The following is a 17,143-nucleotide window of genomic DNA, read 5'->3' as shown; positions in this document are numbered from 1 at the left end:
GTTGGGATGACGTGTCACCTTCCCCCCTTCGACCCGCCACGTCGGGTGTGCGCCTCCGCGACCTGACGACCCGGATCCGGGCCGAGGTGCCCTCTGGAGCCGGCGTCGACGCCGTCGTGACAGGGGTCACGCTCGACAGTCGAGCCGTGCTCCCGGGCGACCTGTACGCGGCCCTCCCGGGCTTCAACGTGCACGGCGCGCGCTTCGTCGCCGACGCCGTGGCCGCCGGAGCCGTCGCGGTTCTCACCGACACGGCCGGCCTCGCCGAGCTGGCCGACCTCACGGTGCCCGTCGTCGTCACGCAGGACCCACGGCGCGTGCTCGGCGACGTCGCGGCGCAGGTCTACGGCCGGCCCTCCGACTCGCTGACGATGCTCGGGGTCACCGGCACCAACGGCAAGACGACGACGGCCTACCTCGTCGAGTCGGCGCTGCGGGCGCACGGTCAGCGGACGGGGCTCATCGGCACCGTCGAGACGCGGATCGGTGACGAGCGCGTCGAGTCCGTGCGCACGACGCCCGAGGCGACCGACCTGCACGCCCTCCTCGGGCTCATGCGGGAGCGGGGCATCGACGCCTGCATCATGGAGGTCTCGAGCCACGCCCTCGAGCTGCACCGGGTCGACGGCGTCGTCTACGACGTCGCGCTCTTCACGAACCTCTCCCAGGACCACCTCGACTTCCACCCCTCGATGGACGACTACTTCGCGGCCAAGGCCTCCCTCTTCACGCCGCAGCGCTCTCGCGCCGCGGTCGTCTGCGTCGACGACGCCTGGGGTCGGCGCCTCGCGTCCGAGGCCCACGTGCCGACGACGACCCTCGCCACGACGACCGAGGGCGCCCGTGACGCCGACTGGGGCGTCGAGGAGGACGAGGACGGCGCGTTCACCCTGCGGGAGCGGTCAACGGGCCGCGCCCTGAGCCTCGTCTCGCACCTGCCCGGTCACTTCAACGTCGCCAACACCGCGCTGGCCGCCCTCGCGCTCCTGCGCATCGGCCTCGAGCCGAGCGAGGTCGAGGGCGCCATGTCCGTGGCCCCGGACGTGCCGGGCCGTATGGAGGTCGTCGCGCCCGGTGGACCCGAGGGCCCGCGCTGCGTCGTCGACTTCGCGCACACGCCCGACGCCGTCGATGCCGCCCTCGCAGCGCTGCGTGCCTCGACCGGCGGTCGCCTCATCGCCGTCCTCGGTGCCGGGGGAGACCGTGACCGGGGCAAGCGACCGGCCATGGGGGCCGCCGCTGCGCGCCGCGCCGACGTCGTCGTCGTCACCGACGACAACCCCCGCTCCGAGGACCCGGCCGAGATCCGTTCGGCCGTCATCGCCGGGGCGCGCGAGGAGGTCGGTGCCGGGTCGGCGCGGGCGTCCGAGATCATCGACGGCGGCACGCGCTCGAGCGCGATCGCCGAGGCCATCGCCCTCGCGGTGGTCGGCACGGGGGAGGACCGCCCTGTCGACACCGTCGTGGTGCTCGGCAAGGGACACGAGAAGGGTCAGGAGATCCACGGAGTGAAGCACCCGTTCGACGACCGCGACGCCGTGCGCGCCGCCCTCGCAGCCGTCACCTCGTCGGGGGTGACGTCGTGATCGCCTTGTCCCTCAGCGAGATCCGCGACCTCACCGGAGGTGCCGTCCACGGCACAGACACGCCTGAGGCGGTCGTCGTCGACGGTCCGGTGACCACCGACTCCCGCGAGTGCGGGCCGGGCAGCCTCTACGTCGCGCGGGTCGGCGAGAGCGCCGACGGGCACGACTTCGTCGCTGCCGCCGTCTCGGCGGGAGCGGCCGCAGCCCTCACCTCGCGTCCGGTCGACGGCGTGCCGTGCGTCGTCGTGGACGACGTCCAGACGGCCTTCGGCCGGATCGCCCGCGGGGTCGTCGACCGCGCTCCCGAGCTGCGGGTCGTGGGCATCACCGGCTCGTCGGGCAAGACCAGCGTCAAGGACCTCCTCGCGTCCGTGCTGTCGTCGGTCGCCGAGACGGTCGCACCGGTCAACTCCCTCAACGGCGAGATCGGCGTGCCGCTCACGGTGTGCCGTGTCACGCCGACCACGCGCTTCCTCGTCGCCGAGATGGGCGCCCGGGGCATCGGCCACATCGACTACCTCACGCGCATCGCACCGCCGCAGGTCGCGATCGTCCTCAACGTCGGCACCGCTCACATCGGCGAGTTCGGGTCACGCGAGAACATCGCCCGCGCCAAGGCGGAGCTGCCCCTGGCGGTCCCCGCCGAGGGGCTGTCGATCCTCAACGCCGACGACCCCGTCGTGGCCGCCATGGCCTCCGGCGTCGCGTCCCGGGTCCAGCTCGTCGGGCTCGCGCCCGAGGCGGACGTGCGCGCCGAGGAGGTCACCCTCGACGAGCGCGGGAGGGCGGCATACACCCTCGTCAGCCCGCAGGGCTCGGCCCGGGTCTCCTTGCGCCAGAGCGGTGCCCACCACGTCGGCAACTCCCTCGCCGTCGCCGCGGCGGCGCTCGAGCTCGGGCTGTCGCTCGACCAGGTCGTGGCCGGGCTCGGCGCTGCCGAGGCCGTGAGCCGCTGGCGGATGGAGATCACCGACCGGGCCGACGGCGTGGTCGTCGTCAACGACGCCTACAACGCCAACCCCAACTCCATGCGTGCCGCGCTCGACGCCGTCGCCGCCATGCACGTGACGGGGGAGCGCTGGGCCGTCCTCGGGGGCATGCTCGAGCTCGGCCCCGACAGCGACGCCGAGCACGCAGCCGTCGGGTCGTATGCCGCGTCGCGCGGTTTCGAGCACGTCGTGGCCGTCGGCGAGGGCGCCCGTCCGCTCGCCGAGGCCGTCCCCGGCTCGGAGTGGGTGCCCGACACCGACGCCGCCCACGACCTGCTCGCCGCGCGCCTCCGCGCCGGCGACGTCGTCCTGCTCAAGTCGAGCCGCGACAGCGGACTGCGCTGGCTCGGCGACCGCCTCGCCTCCGAGGGCGCGAGCACCACCACACCCGTCCCCACGACCTCCGGAGAGGCGGTCTCGCGGTGAAGGGCGTCCTTCTCGCAGCATCGATCTCGCTGCTCATCTCGCTGTTCGGCACCCCGCTGTTCATCAAGTACCTCGTCAAGCGCGGCTACGGCCAGTTCATCCGCGACGACGGGCCGACCTCGCACCACACGAAGCGCGGCACGCCGACGATGGGCGGAGCCGTCATCCTCGCGGCGATGCTCGGCGCCTACTTCCTCGCGCACCTGCTGACCCTCAACCCACCGACGGCCAGTGGGCTGCTCGTGCTCTTCCTCGCCGCAGGTCTCGGCTTCGTCGGCTTCCTCGACGACTTCATCAAGATCAGCAAGCAGCGCAGCCTCGGCCTCCGCTCGAAGCAGAAGCTCCTCGGGCAGGCCCTCGTCGGCATCACCTTCGCCGGACTGGCGCTCCAGTTCCCCAACGAGCAGTACCGCAATCCCGCCTCGCTGCTCGTGTCGTTCGTGCGCGACACGAACATCAGCCTCGCGCTCGGTGGCAGCACCGTCGTCGGGGTCATCCTCTTCGTCGTGTTCGCCAACGTCATGATCGCGGGCGCGTCCAACGGCGTGAACCTCACCGACGGTCTCGACGGTCTCGCGACGGGCGTCTCGACGATGGTCTTCGGCGCCTACGTCCTCATCAGCATCTGGACCTTCAACCAGAACTGCCAGACCAACCCGGGCATCAAGTGCTACGAGGTGCGCGACTCGCACGACCTCGCCCTCGTGGCTGCTGCGGGCATGGGCGCGTGCTTCGGCTTCCTCTGGTGGAACGCGACGCCCGCGAAGATCTTCATGGGTGACACCGGCTCGCTCGCCCTCGGCGGCGCGCTCGCCGGCCTCGCCATCACGACCCACACCGAGCTTCTCCTCATCATCCTCGGCGGCATGTTCGTCCTCGAGACGCTGTCGGTGGTGGCCCAGGTCGCCTCGTTCAAGACCACCGGTAAACGGGTGCTGAGGATGGCGCCGCTGCACCACCACTTCGAGATGGTCGGCTGGAACGAGGTGACGGTCGTGGTCCGCTTCTGGATCATCGCCGGACTCTTCGTCGCCTTCGGCCTCGGCGTCTTCTACGCCGAGTGGGTGGTGGGGTCCCAGTGAGCTTCGACCCGCTCTACGAGCCCCGCGAGGGACTGACCCACCGTGACGCGGACTGGTCGGGGATCAACGTCCTCGTCGTCGGGCTCGGCGTGTCCGGCTTCGCCGCCGCCGACGCGCTCGCCGACCGCGGCGCCCGCGTCACGGCCGTCTCCCGCGACGAGACCGAGGCGATCCGCGAGCGCGCGACGATCCTCGAGATCCTCGACGTCGACGTCCGCCTGGGCCCCGAGCACGTCGTCGAGCCGCCGCCGGGCACCGAGCTCGTCGTCACCTCGCCCGGCGTCCCCCCGCACGACCCGCTCATGCTCGCGGCGGCCACGGCCGGCATACCCGTGTGGGGAGAGGTCGAGCTCGCCTGGCGCATGCGCGCCCGGGAGGGCGCCGCCCCGTGGCTCACGGTCACGGGCACCAACGGCAAGACGACGACCGTCAACATGCTCGCCTCGATCCTGCGGGCCGCGGGCCTGCGCGCCACGTCGGCCGGCAACGTCGGGACGCCCCTGCTGGAGGCGGTGCTCCACCCCGAGCCCTACGACGTGCTGGCCGTCGAGCTCTCGAGCTTCCAGCTGCACTGGCAGCGCTCGGTCTCGGCCGTCGCGTCCGCCGTGCTCAACGTCGCTCCCGACCACATCGACTGGCACGGCAGCTACGCCGAGTACCTCCGGGCCAAGGGCAAGATCTACGAGAACACCCACCTGGCGTGCATCTACAACGTCGCGGACATCCAGACCGAGCAGCTCGTCATGGAGGCCAACGTCGTCGAGGGGTGCCGTGCGATCGGGTTCACGACAGGCATCCCGGCGCCCTCGATGGTCGGCGTCGTCGAGGACGTCCTCGCCGACCGCGCCTTCGTCGAGCAGCGCCAGCGTTCGGCCGCCGAGCTGTGCACCATCGCCGACCTGCGGGGTGACGCTCCGTCGGTGGCGCCGCACTACGTCGCCAACGCCCTCGCGGCGGCCGCGCTGGCCCGTGCCTATGGCGTCGGTCCCATCGCCGTGCGTGACGGCCTGCGGGCCTTCCGGCCCGACCGGCACCGGATCGCCGAGCTCGCGACGGTCCAGGGCGTGCGCTTCGTCAACGACTCCAAGGCCACCAACCCGCACGCGGCCGCTGCGGCCATCCGGTCGTTCGACTCCGTCGTGTGGGTCGCGGGAGGCCTGCTCAAGGGAGCCGACGTCGACAGCCTCGTCGAGGAGATGGCCTCGCGCCTGCGGGGTGTCGTGCTCATCGGCGCCGACCGCGACCAGATCGCCCAGGCCCTTTCCCGACACGCGCCGGATGTCCCGGTCGTCGACGTGTCCGACACCGACACTGGAGTCATGGACCGTGTCGTCAGGGAGGCTGCCCGACTCGCCCAGCCGGGCGACGTCGTGCTGCTCGCCCCCGCCGCCGCGTCGATGGACATGTTCACCAACTACGGAGCCCGCGGCGATGCCTTCGAGGAGGCGGTCCGGCGGCACCTCGAGGCACACGGGGGGCTGGAGTGAGCGCGACCACCGCCGGCGACAAGACGGCCGCGGGCACCGCGGGCTCGGCCGACACCGCGACCACGCACCGGTCGCTGCCCGTCATCGGCAAGCTCGAGTCGCCGCTGACGACGTACTACCTCATCCTCGGCGCCACCTCGACGCTCGTCGTCTTCGGCCTGATCATGGTCTTCTCGGCCTCCAGCGTCGAGCAGCTGCTCGCCGACGAGGCCTCGTACACCGTGTTCCTGCGCCAGCTGCTCTTCGCCGTCATCGGCGCCGTCGCGGCGGGTGTCGCGAGCCGCGTCGCCGTGGGCACGTGGAAGCGCCTCGCCTTCCCGACGATCATCGTGTCCGTGCTGCTGCTCGCAGCCGTCATCCCGTTCGGCCGGAGCGTCAACGGCAACCGCAACTGGCTCGCCGTCGGGCCGATCCAGTTCCAGCCCGCCGAGTTCGCCAAGGTGGGCCTCGTGCTCGTCGGGGCCGTCATCTTCGCCAACAAGTCGTCGCGGATGGCGAGCATGCTCCACGTCGTGCTGCCCTACCTCGTGCCCATCGCCACCGTCGTCATCGGCCTGATCCTCGCCGGGCACGACCTCGGCACGGCGATGGTCGTGCTCGTCATCGTCGCCGCGGTCCTGCTGGTCGCAGGTGCCCCGAAGCGCGTGTTCGCCATCGCGGGAGGCTTCGCCGTCCTCGGGGTCGCCCTCATGGTGACCGGCAGCAACAACCGCACGAGCCGCATCGCGAACTGGCTGAGCCCGTCCTGCAACGCCGACCCGGACGGCTGGTGCGGCCAGTCGGTCCACGGGCTCTACGCCCTCGCCGACGGTGGGTGGTGGGGCGTCGGCCTCGGGGCCTCCAAGGAGAAGTGGGAGTGGCTGTCCGAGGCGCACAACGACTTCATCTTCGCGATCATCGGCGAGGAGCTCGGGCTGCCGGGCACGCTCATGGTGCTGCTCCTCTTCGGCATCCTCGCCTGGGCCTGCTTCCGGCTCGTCAGCCGCACGCAGGACCGGTTCGTGCGCATCGCCGGCTTCGGCATCATGGCGTGGCTCCTCGGCCAGGCGATCATCAACATCGGCGCCGTCATCGGGCTCTTTCCGGTCATCGGTGTCCCGCTGCCGCTCGTCTCGGCCGGAGGGTCCTCACTCGTGACGACCCTCCTGGCCCTCGGCATCCTGCTGTCCTTCGCGCGCAACGAACCGGGCTGCAAGGCCCTGCTCGACGCGCGCCCGAGTCTCGTCCGTCGGTCGCTCGCGGTGCTCCCGTCCCGCGTCCGGTCCGTCCCGCAACGTCGCAGAAGCCGGTGATTCCCCTGTCCTCGCCCACCTCCGTCCTGCTCGCCGGGGGAGGCAGCGCCGGCCACGTGTCGCCGCTGCTCGCCCTCGCGGACGCCCTCCGTCGGCGCCACCCCGACCTGCGGGTCACGGCGCTCGGCACGCAGGAGGGTCTCGAGGCGCGCCTCGTGCCGGCCCGGGGCTACGACCTGAGGGTCGTGCCCAAGGTGCCCCTGCCGCGTCGCCCGAGCGCCGACCTGCTTCGGCTCCCTGGCCGTCTCAAGGCGGCCGTCGACGCCGCCGGCGCGGCCATCGACGAGACCGGTGCCGAGGTCGTCGTCGGCTTCGGGGGCTACGTCAGCACCCCGGCCTACCTCGCCGCGCGGCGCCGTCACGTCCCCATCGTCGTCCACGAGCAGAACGCCCGTGCGGGCCTGGCCAACCGTCTCGGCGCCCGCTGGGCGAGTGCCGTGGCGACGACCTTCTCGGTCACGTCCCTTCCGCACGCCCAGCGGATCGGCATGCCGCTGCGCCGTGAGGTCGCCACGCTCGACCGCGAAGCCGTGCGTGCCGAGGCCCTCGAGCTCTTCGGGCTCCAGCCGCAGTGGCCCACCGTCCTCGTCACCGGCGGGTCGCTCGGCGCCCAGCGCCTCAACGACGCCTTCCGGGCGCGCGTGGCCGAGCTGAGCCGCGGGGGAGTGCAGGTGCTGCACGTGACCGGGCTGGGCAAGGAGTTCGTCCCCGAGCCGCCGGCCGAGGGGGCCCCGTACGTCGTCGTGCCGTACGCCGACCGGATGGAGCTGGCGTATGCCGCCGCCGACCTCGTCGTCGCACGCTCGGGTGCCAACACGGTGTGCGAGCTGACGGCCGTCGGCCTGCCGGCCGTCTACGTCCCGCTGCCCGTCGGCAACGGCGAGCAGCGCGTCAACGCCGCCGACGTCGTGTCCGCCGGTGGTGGCCTGCTCGTCGACGACGCCGACCTCACCCCCGAGTGGGTCGACGCCGTGCTGCTCGGGCTCGCGACCGACCGCGAGAGGATCGCGCGGATGGCTGCGGCCGCCCGGGCCCTGGGCGAACCCGCCGCCGACGAGAAGCTCGCCGACCTGGTCGACCGGGCCGCAGCAGGCAGGAACCGCACGTGACCCAGACCCCGCGCACCCCCACCGTCGACGACCCGTTCGCGGCGGCGCGCTTCGACTTCCGGGCCGTCGTGCCCGGCGCCGACGAGCTCGGTCGCGTGCACTTCCTCGCCATCGGCGGCGCCGGCATGTCGGGAGTCGCCCGCATCATGCTCGCGCGTGGCATCCGCGTCACGGGCAGCGACGCCAAGGACGTGCCCGTCCTCAAGGCCCTCGAGAGCGAGGGCGCCGGCGTGTGGGTCGGCTTCCACGAGGCGCACCAGGAGCGCGCCGACGCCATCGTCATGAGTTCTTCGATCCGCGACGACAACGTCGAGCTCGTCGCCGCGCGCCAGCGTGGCGTGCCCGTGCTGCACCGCGCGCAGGGACTCGCCGCGCTCATGCACGGACGCCGGCCGGTGGCCGTGGCCGGTGCCAACGGCAAGACGACGACGACCTCGATGCTCACCGTGGCCCTGCAGGGTTGCGGTCTCGACCCGTCGTTCGCCGTCGGCGGCGAGCTCGCGAAGCACGGCACCAACGCGCACGACGGCTCCGACGACATCTTCGTCGTCGAGGCCGACGAGAGCGACGGCTCGTTCGTCGTCTACGGTCCCGAGGTCGCGATCGTCACCAACGTCCAGCCCGACCACCTCGACTTCTACTCGAACTTCAAGGTTGTCCAGGCGGCCTACGACGCGTTCGTCGGCACGATCCGTCCCGGGGGCCTGCTCGTCACGTGCACCGACGACGCCGGTGCCGTGGCGCTGGCCGAGCGAGCCCGGGCCGCGGGCACGCGCGTGCTGACCTACGGATTCGAGCCGTCGTCCGACGTCGTCCTGGACCATCACCACCAGGACGGCGTCACGTCCTCGGTCACGCTGCTCGACGAGGGCGTCGAGCGACGCATGACGCTCGGTGTGCCGGGCCGCCACAACGCGCTCAACGCCGCGGCCGCGTACGCCGCCGCCGTCCACGGGCTCGGTCAGGCGCCCGACCAGGTCCTGGCCGGGCTGGCGTCCTTCACGGGGACGCGCCGTCGTTTCGAGCCGAAGGGCGAGGCCGGCGGAGTCGTCGTCGTCGACGACTACGCCCACAACGCGGGCAAGGTCGCAGCGGTCGTCGAGACCGCCAAGGACCTCGTCGGCGACACCGGCCGGCTCGTCGTCGTCTTCCAGCCGCACCTCTACAGCCGCACGCGCGACTTCGCCGCCGAGCTCGGGGCCGGTCTGTCCCCGGCGGACGTCGTCGTCCTCATGGACGTCTACGCCGCCCGCGAGGACCCCGTGCCCGGAGTGTCCGGCCGACTCGTCGCCGACGCCGTGACGGCGGCCCGGCCCGAGGTGGAGGTCCACTACGTGCCCTCGTGGTCGGAGGTGGCCGGTCGGGTCGCAGGCCTCGCCCGGCCAGGGGACCTCGTGCTCACCGTCGGCGCGGGCGACGTCACGATGATCGGCCCGGAGGTGCTGCGGATCCTCGGGGGAGGCACGCCATGATGCTCGAGCACGGCAACGCCCGCCGCCGGGTCGCGGGCACCGGGCTCGCCTCGTCGCGCACCCGCTTCGAGCGCCGCGCGGCCGCCGCTCGGCGACGTCCTCGCCTCGTCGCGGGGATCCTTGCGACCCTCGTGCTGGGCGCCGGGCTGCTCGTGTGGGTGGGGTGGTTCAGCAGTGCCCTCACCGCGTCTCGCGTCGAGGTGCACGGCGTGAGCGCGGCCGCCTCCGCGCAGGTGCGTGCCGTCGCCCGGGTGCCGCTCGGCGGGCCGCTCATGCGCGTCGACACCGACGCCGTCGCGCAGCGGCTGCTCGCCGGCAAGGCGTGGAGCTCGGTCACCGTCGGCCGCGGTCTGCCCGACACCGTCGTCATCACGGTGACGCCCAGGGTCGCCGTGCTCGCCGTCCGCAACCCTCGAGGTGAGGTGGACGTCGTGGACCGCGACGGGGTCGCCTTCCGCACCGTCGGCAGTGCCCCCGACGGCGTCCCGCTCGTCAGCTCGGGGTCCGCGCAGGTCACCAAGGCCGGGGTCGAGGCAGCCCTGGGCGCGCTGGGGTCCCTCGACCCGTCGCTGCGTGCCGACGTCTCAGGGGTGTCGGTGTCGACGGCGGACCAGGTCTCCTTCACCGTCAAGGCCAAGGGGGAGAAGCGCAAGACGGTCGTCTGGGGTGGCGCCGCCGACGGCAAACGCAAGGCGAACCTCGTGAAGATCCTTCTGCCAGAACCCGGTTCGACGATCGACGTCAGCGTCCCGTCGTCACCGGTCACACGCTGACACCCACGGCCGGGGCGTCTCGTCCGCCACGGGACCCGCCCACGGGCCCGCAGGCCGGTCGTGGGAGGGTGATCCCCGGGCGGTCGTGACCCGAGTGTCCGGTGGTGCTGGTGTGGCCCTTGGGGCGCGGCTCCCGGAATTGGGTCAATCCCGGTGACGACACGCCGCGGCGTGGGTTGATCGACCCTGTGCCTCGTCATACCGTCAGGGCACTGGTTCGTGACCAAACTGTAACCTTTATGTCTACGTTTAAGGTTTGAGGGCTACACGCTCGGAACGAGCCGCACCACCCAGACCACGCACCGCCCGTCCCCCAGACCACCCGCAGCACCGGCACCACCAGTCAGGAAGGCCCACTCTCGTGGCAGCAGCACCGCAGAACTACTTGGCCGTCATCAAGGTCGTCGGCATCGGCGGCGGCGGCGTCAATGCCATCAATCGCATGATCGAGGTCGGCCTCAAGGGTGTCGAGTTCATCGCCATCAACACCGATGCCCAGGCGCTGCTCATGAGCGACGCCGACGTCAAGCTCGACGTCGGCCGCGAGCTGACGCGCGGCCTCGGCGCCGGCGCCGACCCCGAGGTCGGCAAGAAGGCCGCCGAGGACCACTCCGAGGAGATCGAGGAGGTCCTCAAGGGGGCCGACATGGTCTTCGTCACCGCCGGTGAGGGCGGCGGCACGGGCACCGGCGGCGCCCCCGTCGTGGCTCGCATCGCGCGCGAGCTCGGTGCCCTGACGATCGGTGTCGTCACTCGCCCGTTCACCTTCGAGGGCCGTCGTCGCGCCAACCAGGCCGAGTCCGGCATCGGCAGCCTCCGCGAGGAGGTCGACACCCTGATCGTCATCCCCAACGACCGGCTGCTCTCGATCAGCGACCGCAACGTGTCGATGATGGACGCCTTCCGCTCGGCCGACCAGGTCCTGCTCTCCGGTGTCCAGGGCATCACCGACCTCATCACGACGCCCGGTCTCATCAACCTCGACTTCGCCGACGTCAAGTCGGTCATGCAGGGGGCGGGCTCAGCCCTCATGGGCATCGGGTCCGCGCGCGGCGAGGACCGGGCCGTCCAGGCGGCCGAGCTCGCGATCAGCAGCCCGCTGCTCGAGGCGTCCATCGACGGCGCGCACGGCGTCCTCCTCTCCGTGCAGGGTGGGTCCGACCTCGGTCTCTTCGAGATCAACGAGGCCGCTCGCCTGGTCCAGGAGGCCGCCCACCCGGAGGCCAACATCATCTTCGGTGCCGTCATCGACGACGCCCTGGGCGACGAGGTCCGGGTCACGGTCATCGCCGCGGGCTTCGACAGCGGCGGCCCCAGCCAGCGACACGACGACCGCGCCCTCGGGCAGGTCATGGGTCGCTCGCAGCCGGCCCAGCAGCGTCCGGCCTCGCCGGCCCCGCAGTCGGCGCCGCAGCACTCCAACGGCGTGCCCCAGGCGGCTCCGCAGCAGGCGGCGCCGCAGCAGGCACAGGCGGCCCCGGTGCACCACCAGCAGCCCGCCCAGCAGCTGCCGACCCAGCAGCCCGCTGCCCCGGCGCAGCAGCCCCAGCACCACGCTCCGGCCCCCGCGGCCCAGCCGGTGCAGCAGCCGCCGCGCCAGGTGACGTTCGACGAGGGCGACGACCTCGACGTCCCCGACTTCCTCAAGTAGGGCCACGGGCGGCCCGAGGCCGAGATCGACCCGGACGGGCGGGAGACGCGCTCAGCGTCTCCCGCCCGTCGGCGTCCCAGGGGCCCCGCAACGGTGCGGTCGGCCGCGGGCCGCTCTGGTCCCCGGGATAGGTTTGTCGTCGTGTTCTACTGGCGCACCACCACCGCGAGCGACGGCGACACCTGCTCCGTCGACCTCGCCTTCACGGGTCGGTCGGCAGGCCGGGGGAGCGGGCCGTATGCCGGTCTCAACCTCGGCGGTCACGTCGGCGACGACCCCGCCGATGTCGAGGGCAACCGCACCGCCGTCGCGCACGAGATCGACGTCCCACGCGATCGTCTCGTCCTCATGAACCAGGTCCACGGGGCCGACGTCGTGCAGGTCGACGGGCCGTGGGTCGGGGAGCCACCAGCGGTCGACGGAATCGTCACGCGCGCAACCGATCTCGCGCTCGGTGTGCTGGTCGCCGACTGTGTTCCGGTGCTGCTGCACGATGCTCGCGCCGGAGTCGCCGGCGCGGTGCACGCCGGTCGGCCGGGCATGCTCGCGGGCATCGTCGGCCGGGCCGTCACCGCGATGCGCGACCTCGGTGCGACGTCCGTCTCGGCGACCGTGGGGCCGTCCGTCTGTGGACGGTGCTACGAGGTCCCGACAGAGATGGCGCGCACCGCCGCCGAGACCTCAGCGGCCTCCGCCGCACGATCCTGGACCGGGACCCCGGCCATCGACGTGGCCGCCGGCGTCGTCGAACAGCTCGCTGCGGCTGACGTCGCGGTGCAGTGGGTCCCGGGCTGCACCCGCGAGAGCGGCGACCTCTACTCCTACCGGCGCGACGGCCGTACCGGTCGTTTCGCCGGCATCGTCGCGCTCCGGCCGGTGCACGCGTGACGGGCGCCCCGTCGAGCGGTGACGCGGCGCGACGCGACGAGCTGCGCGACAGCCTCGGTGCCGTGCGCACGCGCATCGAGCGCGGCTGCGCCGAGGCCGGACGCGACCCCGACGACGTCACCCTCGTCGTCGTCACGAAGTACTTCCCGACCTCCGACGTCCTGCTCCTGCACGACCTCGGCGTCAGGCACTTCGGCGAGAACCGCGACCAGGAGGCCGCCGAGAAGTTCCGAGAGGTCCGGCACCGGCTCTCGGAGGCCGGCGCCGAGGCGCCGACCCTCCACTTCATCGGCCGGCTCCAGAGCAACAAGGCGGCGCACGTCGCGGGCTACGCCGACGTCGTCCAGTCCGTCGACCGCACGAAGCTCGTCGCCGCCCTCGCCAAGGGCGCCCACGCCGCGGACCGGACCGTCGAGGTGCTGCTCCAGGTGAGCCTCGACGGCGACACGTCGCGCGGTGGTGTCCTCCCCGCCGATGTCGACGCCCTCGCGGACACCGTTGCGGCACAACAGCTCCTGGACCTGCGCGGCGTCATGGCCGTCGCCCCTCTGGGCGCCGACCCCGACGCGGCGTTCACCCGGCTGCGAGAGGTGGCGGACGGCATACGTGCTCGGCACCCCGGTGCCGACTGGATCTCCGCCGGCATGAGCGGCGACCTCGAGGCCGGGCTGCGGCACGGAGCGACACTCCTGCGTGTCGGCACGGCAATCCTCGGTTCACGCCCGTCACTTCTGTAACGTCGTCAACGATCACAATCCGACGTTTTGGGAGTTGGCCATGGCAGGGGCACTGCGCAAGACGATGGTGTACCTCGGACTGAGCGAGGAGGACCAGCGTCATGATCGTTACGACGACTACGACGCCTACGACGAGTCCGACCGCTACGACGACGAGACCGAGCACACCGCTGCCGTGACGCAGCTGCCCACGAAGCGGCCCGTCGCCGCCGTCGTGCGCGACGTCGAGGTCGGTTCGCTCAACCGCATCACGACGATCCACCCTCGCACCTACAACGAGGCCAAGAACATCGGTGAGTGGTTCCGCGACCAGGTGCCGGTCATCATGAACCTCAGCGACATGGACGACGCCGACGCCAAGCGTCTCGTCGACTTCGCGGCTGGGCTCGTCTTCGGGCTGCACGGCACGATCGAGCGGGTCACCTCCAAGGTGTTCCTCCTCTCGCCGGCGCACGTCGAGATCTCCGCCGACGAGCCCGAGGCGCCGGCGGCCAACACCCGCGGCTTCTTCAACCAGAGCTGAGCCCACCAGTCCACCGCCGTGAGCGCGAACCGGGGTCACAGGACCATCGACCTGGGCCCCGGTTCACACTCTTGCCCCGACATCAGGGACACTGACCGACATGGACGCGTTCTGGACGATCTACGGGGTGGTGGTCTTCACCTTCTTCATCGCCCTCATCGGCCGCTTCGTCATCGACTGGGTGCAGGTGCTGGCCCGGTCCTGGCGACCCACCGGGGTCGTCCTGGTCCTCGCCGAGGCCGTCTACACCGTGACCGACCCGCCCCTGCGCGCCCTGCGCAAGGTCATCCCGTCACCGAGCCTCGGTGGCGTCCGACTCGACCTCAGCTTCCTCGTCCTGATGTTGCTGACCTCTCTCGCTCTCAACGTGCCGAGCTTCTTCTGACCGACCGGCGGTCACCCGTCCCGCACCTCGGGCCGCGGGTGTCCACACGCCGATCGGTGAGCATGGCTTTGGTTCGTGACCGGAACGTTAGATACCGTTGACCCGAACCATTACGTCTGTATCGAGGTGACACATGGCGCTTACGCCTGAACAGGTGCTCAACAAGCACTTCCAGACCACGCAGTTCCGTCGTGGCTACGAGGAGCGGGACGTTGACGACTTCCTGGACGAGATCGTGGCGGAGATGCGTTCGCTCATCGAGCAGCGTGACGACTACCTGAAGCAGCTCAACGACTGCCGCGCGAGCAAGAACCAGTCGGCCGTCCGTGCCGACGGTGCGACCGCGGCCATGCCGGCCGTGGGCCGGCCCGGTGACGACGCCAAGCTCGGCGGCCTCACCGCGAAGATCCAGGACGCGGAGCGCGCCTTCAAGGCCGCCACCGACCGCGCGGCCAAGGCCAAGGCCGACGCCGAGAACGCCGAGCGGGTCGCCAAGGAGCGCATCGACCGCGCCAAGGCCGAGGCCGAGCGCGCCGAGGCGGCCGCCAAGTCCGCCGTCGACTCGCAGGCGCTCAACGACGCCCAGGCCAAGCTCAACGGCATCAACTCCCAGGTCGCCGACGCCGAGGGCAAGCTCACCAAGGCGCAGGAGAACGCCCGCGCCGCCGAGGAGCGGGCCGCCAAGGCCCAGGCCGACGCGGAGGCTGCCGCGGCCACCGCTGCACGACTGCGCGAGGAGGCCGCCAAAGCTCCGGCGCCGGCTCCCGCTCCCGCCGCAGCCGCTGCTGCCGCGCCGGCCGCAGCCGCCGCGACGGGCAACGTCGACGCCGCGGGTGTCATCGCCCTCGCCCAGCGCCTGCACGACGAGCACGTGGCCGCCGGTGAGACCCGTCGCGACGAGCTCATCTCCGAGGCCGAGAACCGCCACCGCGAGCTGCTCGCCGCGGCCCAGGCCCGGCACGACGATCTCATCAACACCGGTCAGAGCCGTCACGACGAGGCCACCCAGCAGGCCGAGCAGATCTCGGCCGCAGCCGCGGCCCAGCGTGAGCAGATGATCTCCGAGGCGACCTCGCAGCGCGACCAGATGATCGCCGAGGCGACGTCCAAGCGTGACGAGATGCTCACCGAGGCTCGCGAGCGGGCCACCGGCATGGTCGCCGAGGCGCAGCAGAAGAAGGCGGCCCTCCTCGAGGAGCTCGACAAGCAGAAGGGCCTGCTCGACCGCAAGATCGCCGAGCTGCGTGGCTTCGAGAAGAACTACCGCAGCAACCTCAAGTCCTACATCGAGGGTCAGCTGCACGACCTCGACTCGAGCGCCCAGGAGCCGGCCCACGCCGGAGCCGGAGACGGCAACCAGGGCTGAGTCCCACCTCGAACAGACGCACGCAGGCCGTCCGGGCATCGTCCCGGGCGGCCTGAGGTGTATCCGAAGGGCGAACACTTCGCCCGCATAGGCGTTTCGCGTTTGTGCACGACCCGTGCGGGGCTTATTGTCAGCCCCACTTGTCAGCGTCGACGGCTTGAGCGACGGAGGGTCTGATGGCGGCGAAGAAGACGGCAGCGGCGACGACCGCGGCCAAGCGGGCCACCGCGAGCAGGACGACGGGCGCAGCCAGGAAGGCAGCGCCTGCGGCGAAGACTGCGACGAAGCCTGCGACCGCGAGCAGGACCGCGACGAAGACGGCGACGAAGACCGCGACCACGGCTTCAACGGCCAAGAAGGCCGCGACGAGAGCCACGCCGGCGAAGAAGACGGCGACCAAGGCCGTCCCCGTGAGGACGACGGCGACCAAGGCCGCGCCGGTCAAGAAGGCCGCGACGAAGGCCGCGCCGGTCAAGAAGGCCGCGACGAAGGCTGCGCCGGCGAAGAAGGCCGCGACGAAGGCTGCGCCGGCGAAGAAGGCCGCGACGAAGGCTGCGCCGGCGCAGAAGACGGCGACCAAGGCTGCGCCGGCGCAGAAGACGGCGACCAAGGCTGTGCCCGTGAAGAAGACGGCGACCAAGGCCGCCGCCGAGAAGCGGGTCACGACGAAGGCCGCGCCGGCGAAGAAGACCGCGACGAAGGCCGCGCCCGTCAAGAAGTCCGCTCCGGCGGCTGGAAGGACCACCCGGTCCACGGCGGCGACGAAGCCGCCCGCCACGACGTCCACCCGAGCAGGAGCCGCGAGCGCGAAGTCCGCTGCCAAGGCCCCTGCGACACGAACCAAGAAGGCATCAGTGACCACGAGCTCCACGGCAGGACCCCGCTCGACCACGAAGAAGGCCGCGGGCACCACGACGAACCGCACCAGCGCCCGCAAGCTCGCTGAACAGCTGCGGGTCAAGGACGACGAGAGCCCCTGGAGCGAGGACGAGATCAGCGAGGTGCGTGGGGTCCTGCTCGAGGAGATCGAGCAGCACCGCGTCGAGCTCAAGCTCGCGGAGGACGAGCTCGACGACCTGCTGCGCGCCTCGGGCGACGGCTCGGGCGACGACCAGGCGGACGCCGGCGCCAAGACGGCCGAGCGCGAGCACGAGATCTCCGTCGCGGCCAACGCTCGCGCGAGCCTGCGCCAGGCCGAGCACGCGCTCGAGCAGCTCGAGGCCGGCACCTACGGCATCTGCGAGAACTGCGGCAACCCGATCGGCAAGCTTCGACTTCAGGCCCGTCCTCGTGCGACCCTGTGCATGACATGCCAGGAGAAGCAAGACCGCCACTGACGCCCACGCACGCCACGTCGACCCCCCGCGCGGGGGTCGA

Annotated in this window: 16 protein-coding genes; 15 read left to right on the top strand and 1 reads right to left on the bottom strand. The window is 71.8% G+C overall.

What is annotated here, in order from left to right:
- Positions 1-11: 11 nt before the first annotated feature.
- From AC1DW8_RS17400 to AC1DW8_RS17335, 14 genes are all read left to right on the top strand, one after another.
- Positions 12-1,586: a UDP-N-acetylmuramoyl-L-alanyl-D-glutamate--2,6-diaminopimelate ligase gene (locus tag AC1DW8_RS17400; RefSeq protein WP_478095318.1), complete on the top strand. Its 1,575-nt coding sequence runs from the start codon at positions 12-14 to the stop codon at positions 1,584-1,586.
- On the top strand, positions 1,583-3,001 hold the full coding sequence (locus tag AC1DW8_RS17395) for a UDP-N-acetylmuramoyl-tripeptide--D-alanyl-D-alanine ligase (RefSeq protein WP_478095317.1): 1,419 nt from the start codon (positions 1,583-1,585) through the stop codon (positions 2,999-3,001). The genes AC1DW8_RS17400 and AC1DW8_RS17395 overlap by 4 nt, the downstream gene beginning before the upstream one ends.
- Positions 2,998-4,083 carry a phospho-N-acetylmuramoyl-pentapeptide-transferase gene (mraY, locus tag AC1DW8_RS17390; RefSeq protein ID WP_056776242.1) on the top strand — a complete coding sequence of 362 codons (1,086 nt, stop codon included), beginning with the start codon at positions 2,998-3,000 and terminating at the stop codon, positions 4,081-4,083. Before AC1DW8_RS17395 ends, mraY begins: the two co-directional genes overlap by 4 nt.
- Entirely contained in the window at positions 4,080-5,570 is a 1,491-nt protein-coding gene (gene murD / locus AC1DW8_RS17385; RefSeq protein ID WP_442275436.1) for a UDP-N-acetylmuramoyl-L-alanine--D-glutamate ligase, read from the top strand. The genes mraY and murD overlap by 4 nt, the downstream gene beginning before the upstream one ends.
- Positions 5,567-6,862, top strand: coding sequence for a putative lipid II flippase FtsW (ftsW, locus tag AC1DW8_RS17380; protein WP_478095316.1), 1,296 nt, complete (start codon positions 5,567-5,569; stop codon positions 6,860-6,862). The genes murD and ftsW overlap by 4 nt, the downstream gene beginning before the upstream one ends.
- A complete protein-coding gene (gene murG, locus AC1DW8_RS17375; protein ID WP_056827285.1) occupies positions 6,859-7,971 on the top strand; it encodes an undecaprenyldiphospho-muramoylpentapeptide beta-N-acetylglucosaminyltransferase in 1,113 nt (370 codons plus the stop codon). The genes ftsW and murG overlap by 4 nt, the downstream gene beginning before the upstream one ends.
- The gene (gene murC, locus AC1DW8_RS17370; protein WP_056827286.1) at positions 7,968-9,443 is read left to right on the top strand and encodes a UDP-N-acetylmuramate--L-alanine ligase; all 1,476 of its coding nucleotides are present in this window, start codon (positions 7,968-7,970) and stop codon (positions 9,441-9,443) included. Before murG ends, murC begins: the two co-directional genes overlap by 4 nt.
- Positions 9,440-10,216, top strand: a complete 777-nt coding sequence (locus AC1DW8_RS17365; RefSeq protein WP_082623027.1) for a cell division protein FtsQ/DivIB — start codon at positions 9,440-9,442, stop codon at positions 10,214-10,216. The genes murC and AC1DW8_RS17365 overlap by 4 nt, the downstream gene beginning before the upstream one ends.
- 361 nt (positions 10,217-10,577) lie before the next feature.
- On the top strand, positions 10,578-11,867 hold the full coding sequence (ftsZ, locus tag AC1DW8_RS17360) for a cell division protein FtsZ (RefSeq protein WP_056827287.1): 1,290 nt from the start codon (positions 10,578-10,580) through the stop codon (positions 11,865-11,867).
- 141 nt (positions 11,868-12,008) lie between these two features.
- Positions 12,009-12,755, top strand: coding sequence for a purine nucleoside phosphorylase YfiH/LACC1 family protein (locus AC1DW8_RS17355; RefSeq protein WP_056827288.1), 747 nt, complete (start codon positions 12,009-12,011; stop codon positions 12,753-12,755).
- Positions 12,752-13,492: a YggS family pyridoxal phosphate-dependent enzyme gene (locus tag AC1DW8_RS17350; RefSeq protein ID WP_056827289.1), complete on the top strand. Its 741-nt coding sequence runs from the start codon at positions 12,752-12,754 to the stop codon at positions 13,490-13,492. Before AC1DW8_RS17355 ends, AC1DW8_RS17350 begins: the two co-directional genes overlap by 4 nt.
- Before the next feature lie 40 nt (positions 13,493-13,532).
- Positions 13,533-14,015 carry a cell division protein SepF gene (locus tag AC1DW8_RS17345; protein WP_056776256.1) on the top strand — a complete coding sequence of 161 codons (483 nt, stop codon included), beginning with the start codon at positions 13,533-13,535 and terminating at the stop codon, positions 14,013-14,015.
- A 100-nt stretch (positions 14,016-14,115) separates the two neighbouring features.
- Positions 14,116-14,400: a YggT family protein gene (locus AC1DW8_RS17340; protein WP_020144665.1), complete on the top strand. Its 285-nt coding sequence runs from the start codon at positions 14,116-14,118 to the stop codon at positions 14,398-14,400.
- Between the two features lie 133 nt (positions 14,401-14,533).
- Positions 14,534-15,766, top strand: coding sequence for a DivIVA domain-containing protein (locus AC1DW8_RS17335; RefSeq protein WP_056776258.1), 1,233 nt, complete (start codon positions 14,534-14,536; stop codon positions 15,764-15,766).
- A 130-nt stretch (positions 15,767-15,896) separates the two neighbouring features.
- Here the strand turns inward: AC1DW8_RS17335 and AC1DW8_RS17330 are convergent, their stop codons facing one another.
- The gene (locus AC1DW8_RS17330) at positions 15,897-16,589 is read right to left on the bottom strand and encodes a hypothetical protein (RefSeq protein ID WP_162260626.1); all 693 of its coding nucleotides are present in this window, start codon (positions 16,587-16,589) and stop codon (positions 15,897-15,899) included.
- A gap of 31 nt (positions 16,590-16,620) precedes the next feature.
- Between AC1DW8_RS17330 and AC1DW8_RS17325 the strand changes: the two genes are divergently transcribed.
- Positions 16,621-17,103, top strand: coding sequence for a TraR/DksA family transcriptional regulator (locus tag AC1DW8_RS17325; protein WP_056776261.1), 483 nt, complete (start codon positions 16,621-16,623; stop codon positions 17,101-17,103).
- The last annotated feature ends 40 nt before the right edge of the window (positions 17,104-17,143 follow it).

Source organism: Terrabacter sp. P2_E3, assembly GCF_056403915.1.
The sequence above is the reverse complement of the archived record's forward strand: the minus strand, read 5'-3'. Positions and strand labels throughout refer to the sequence as shown.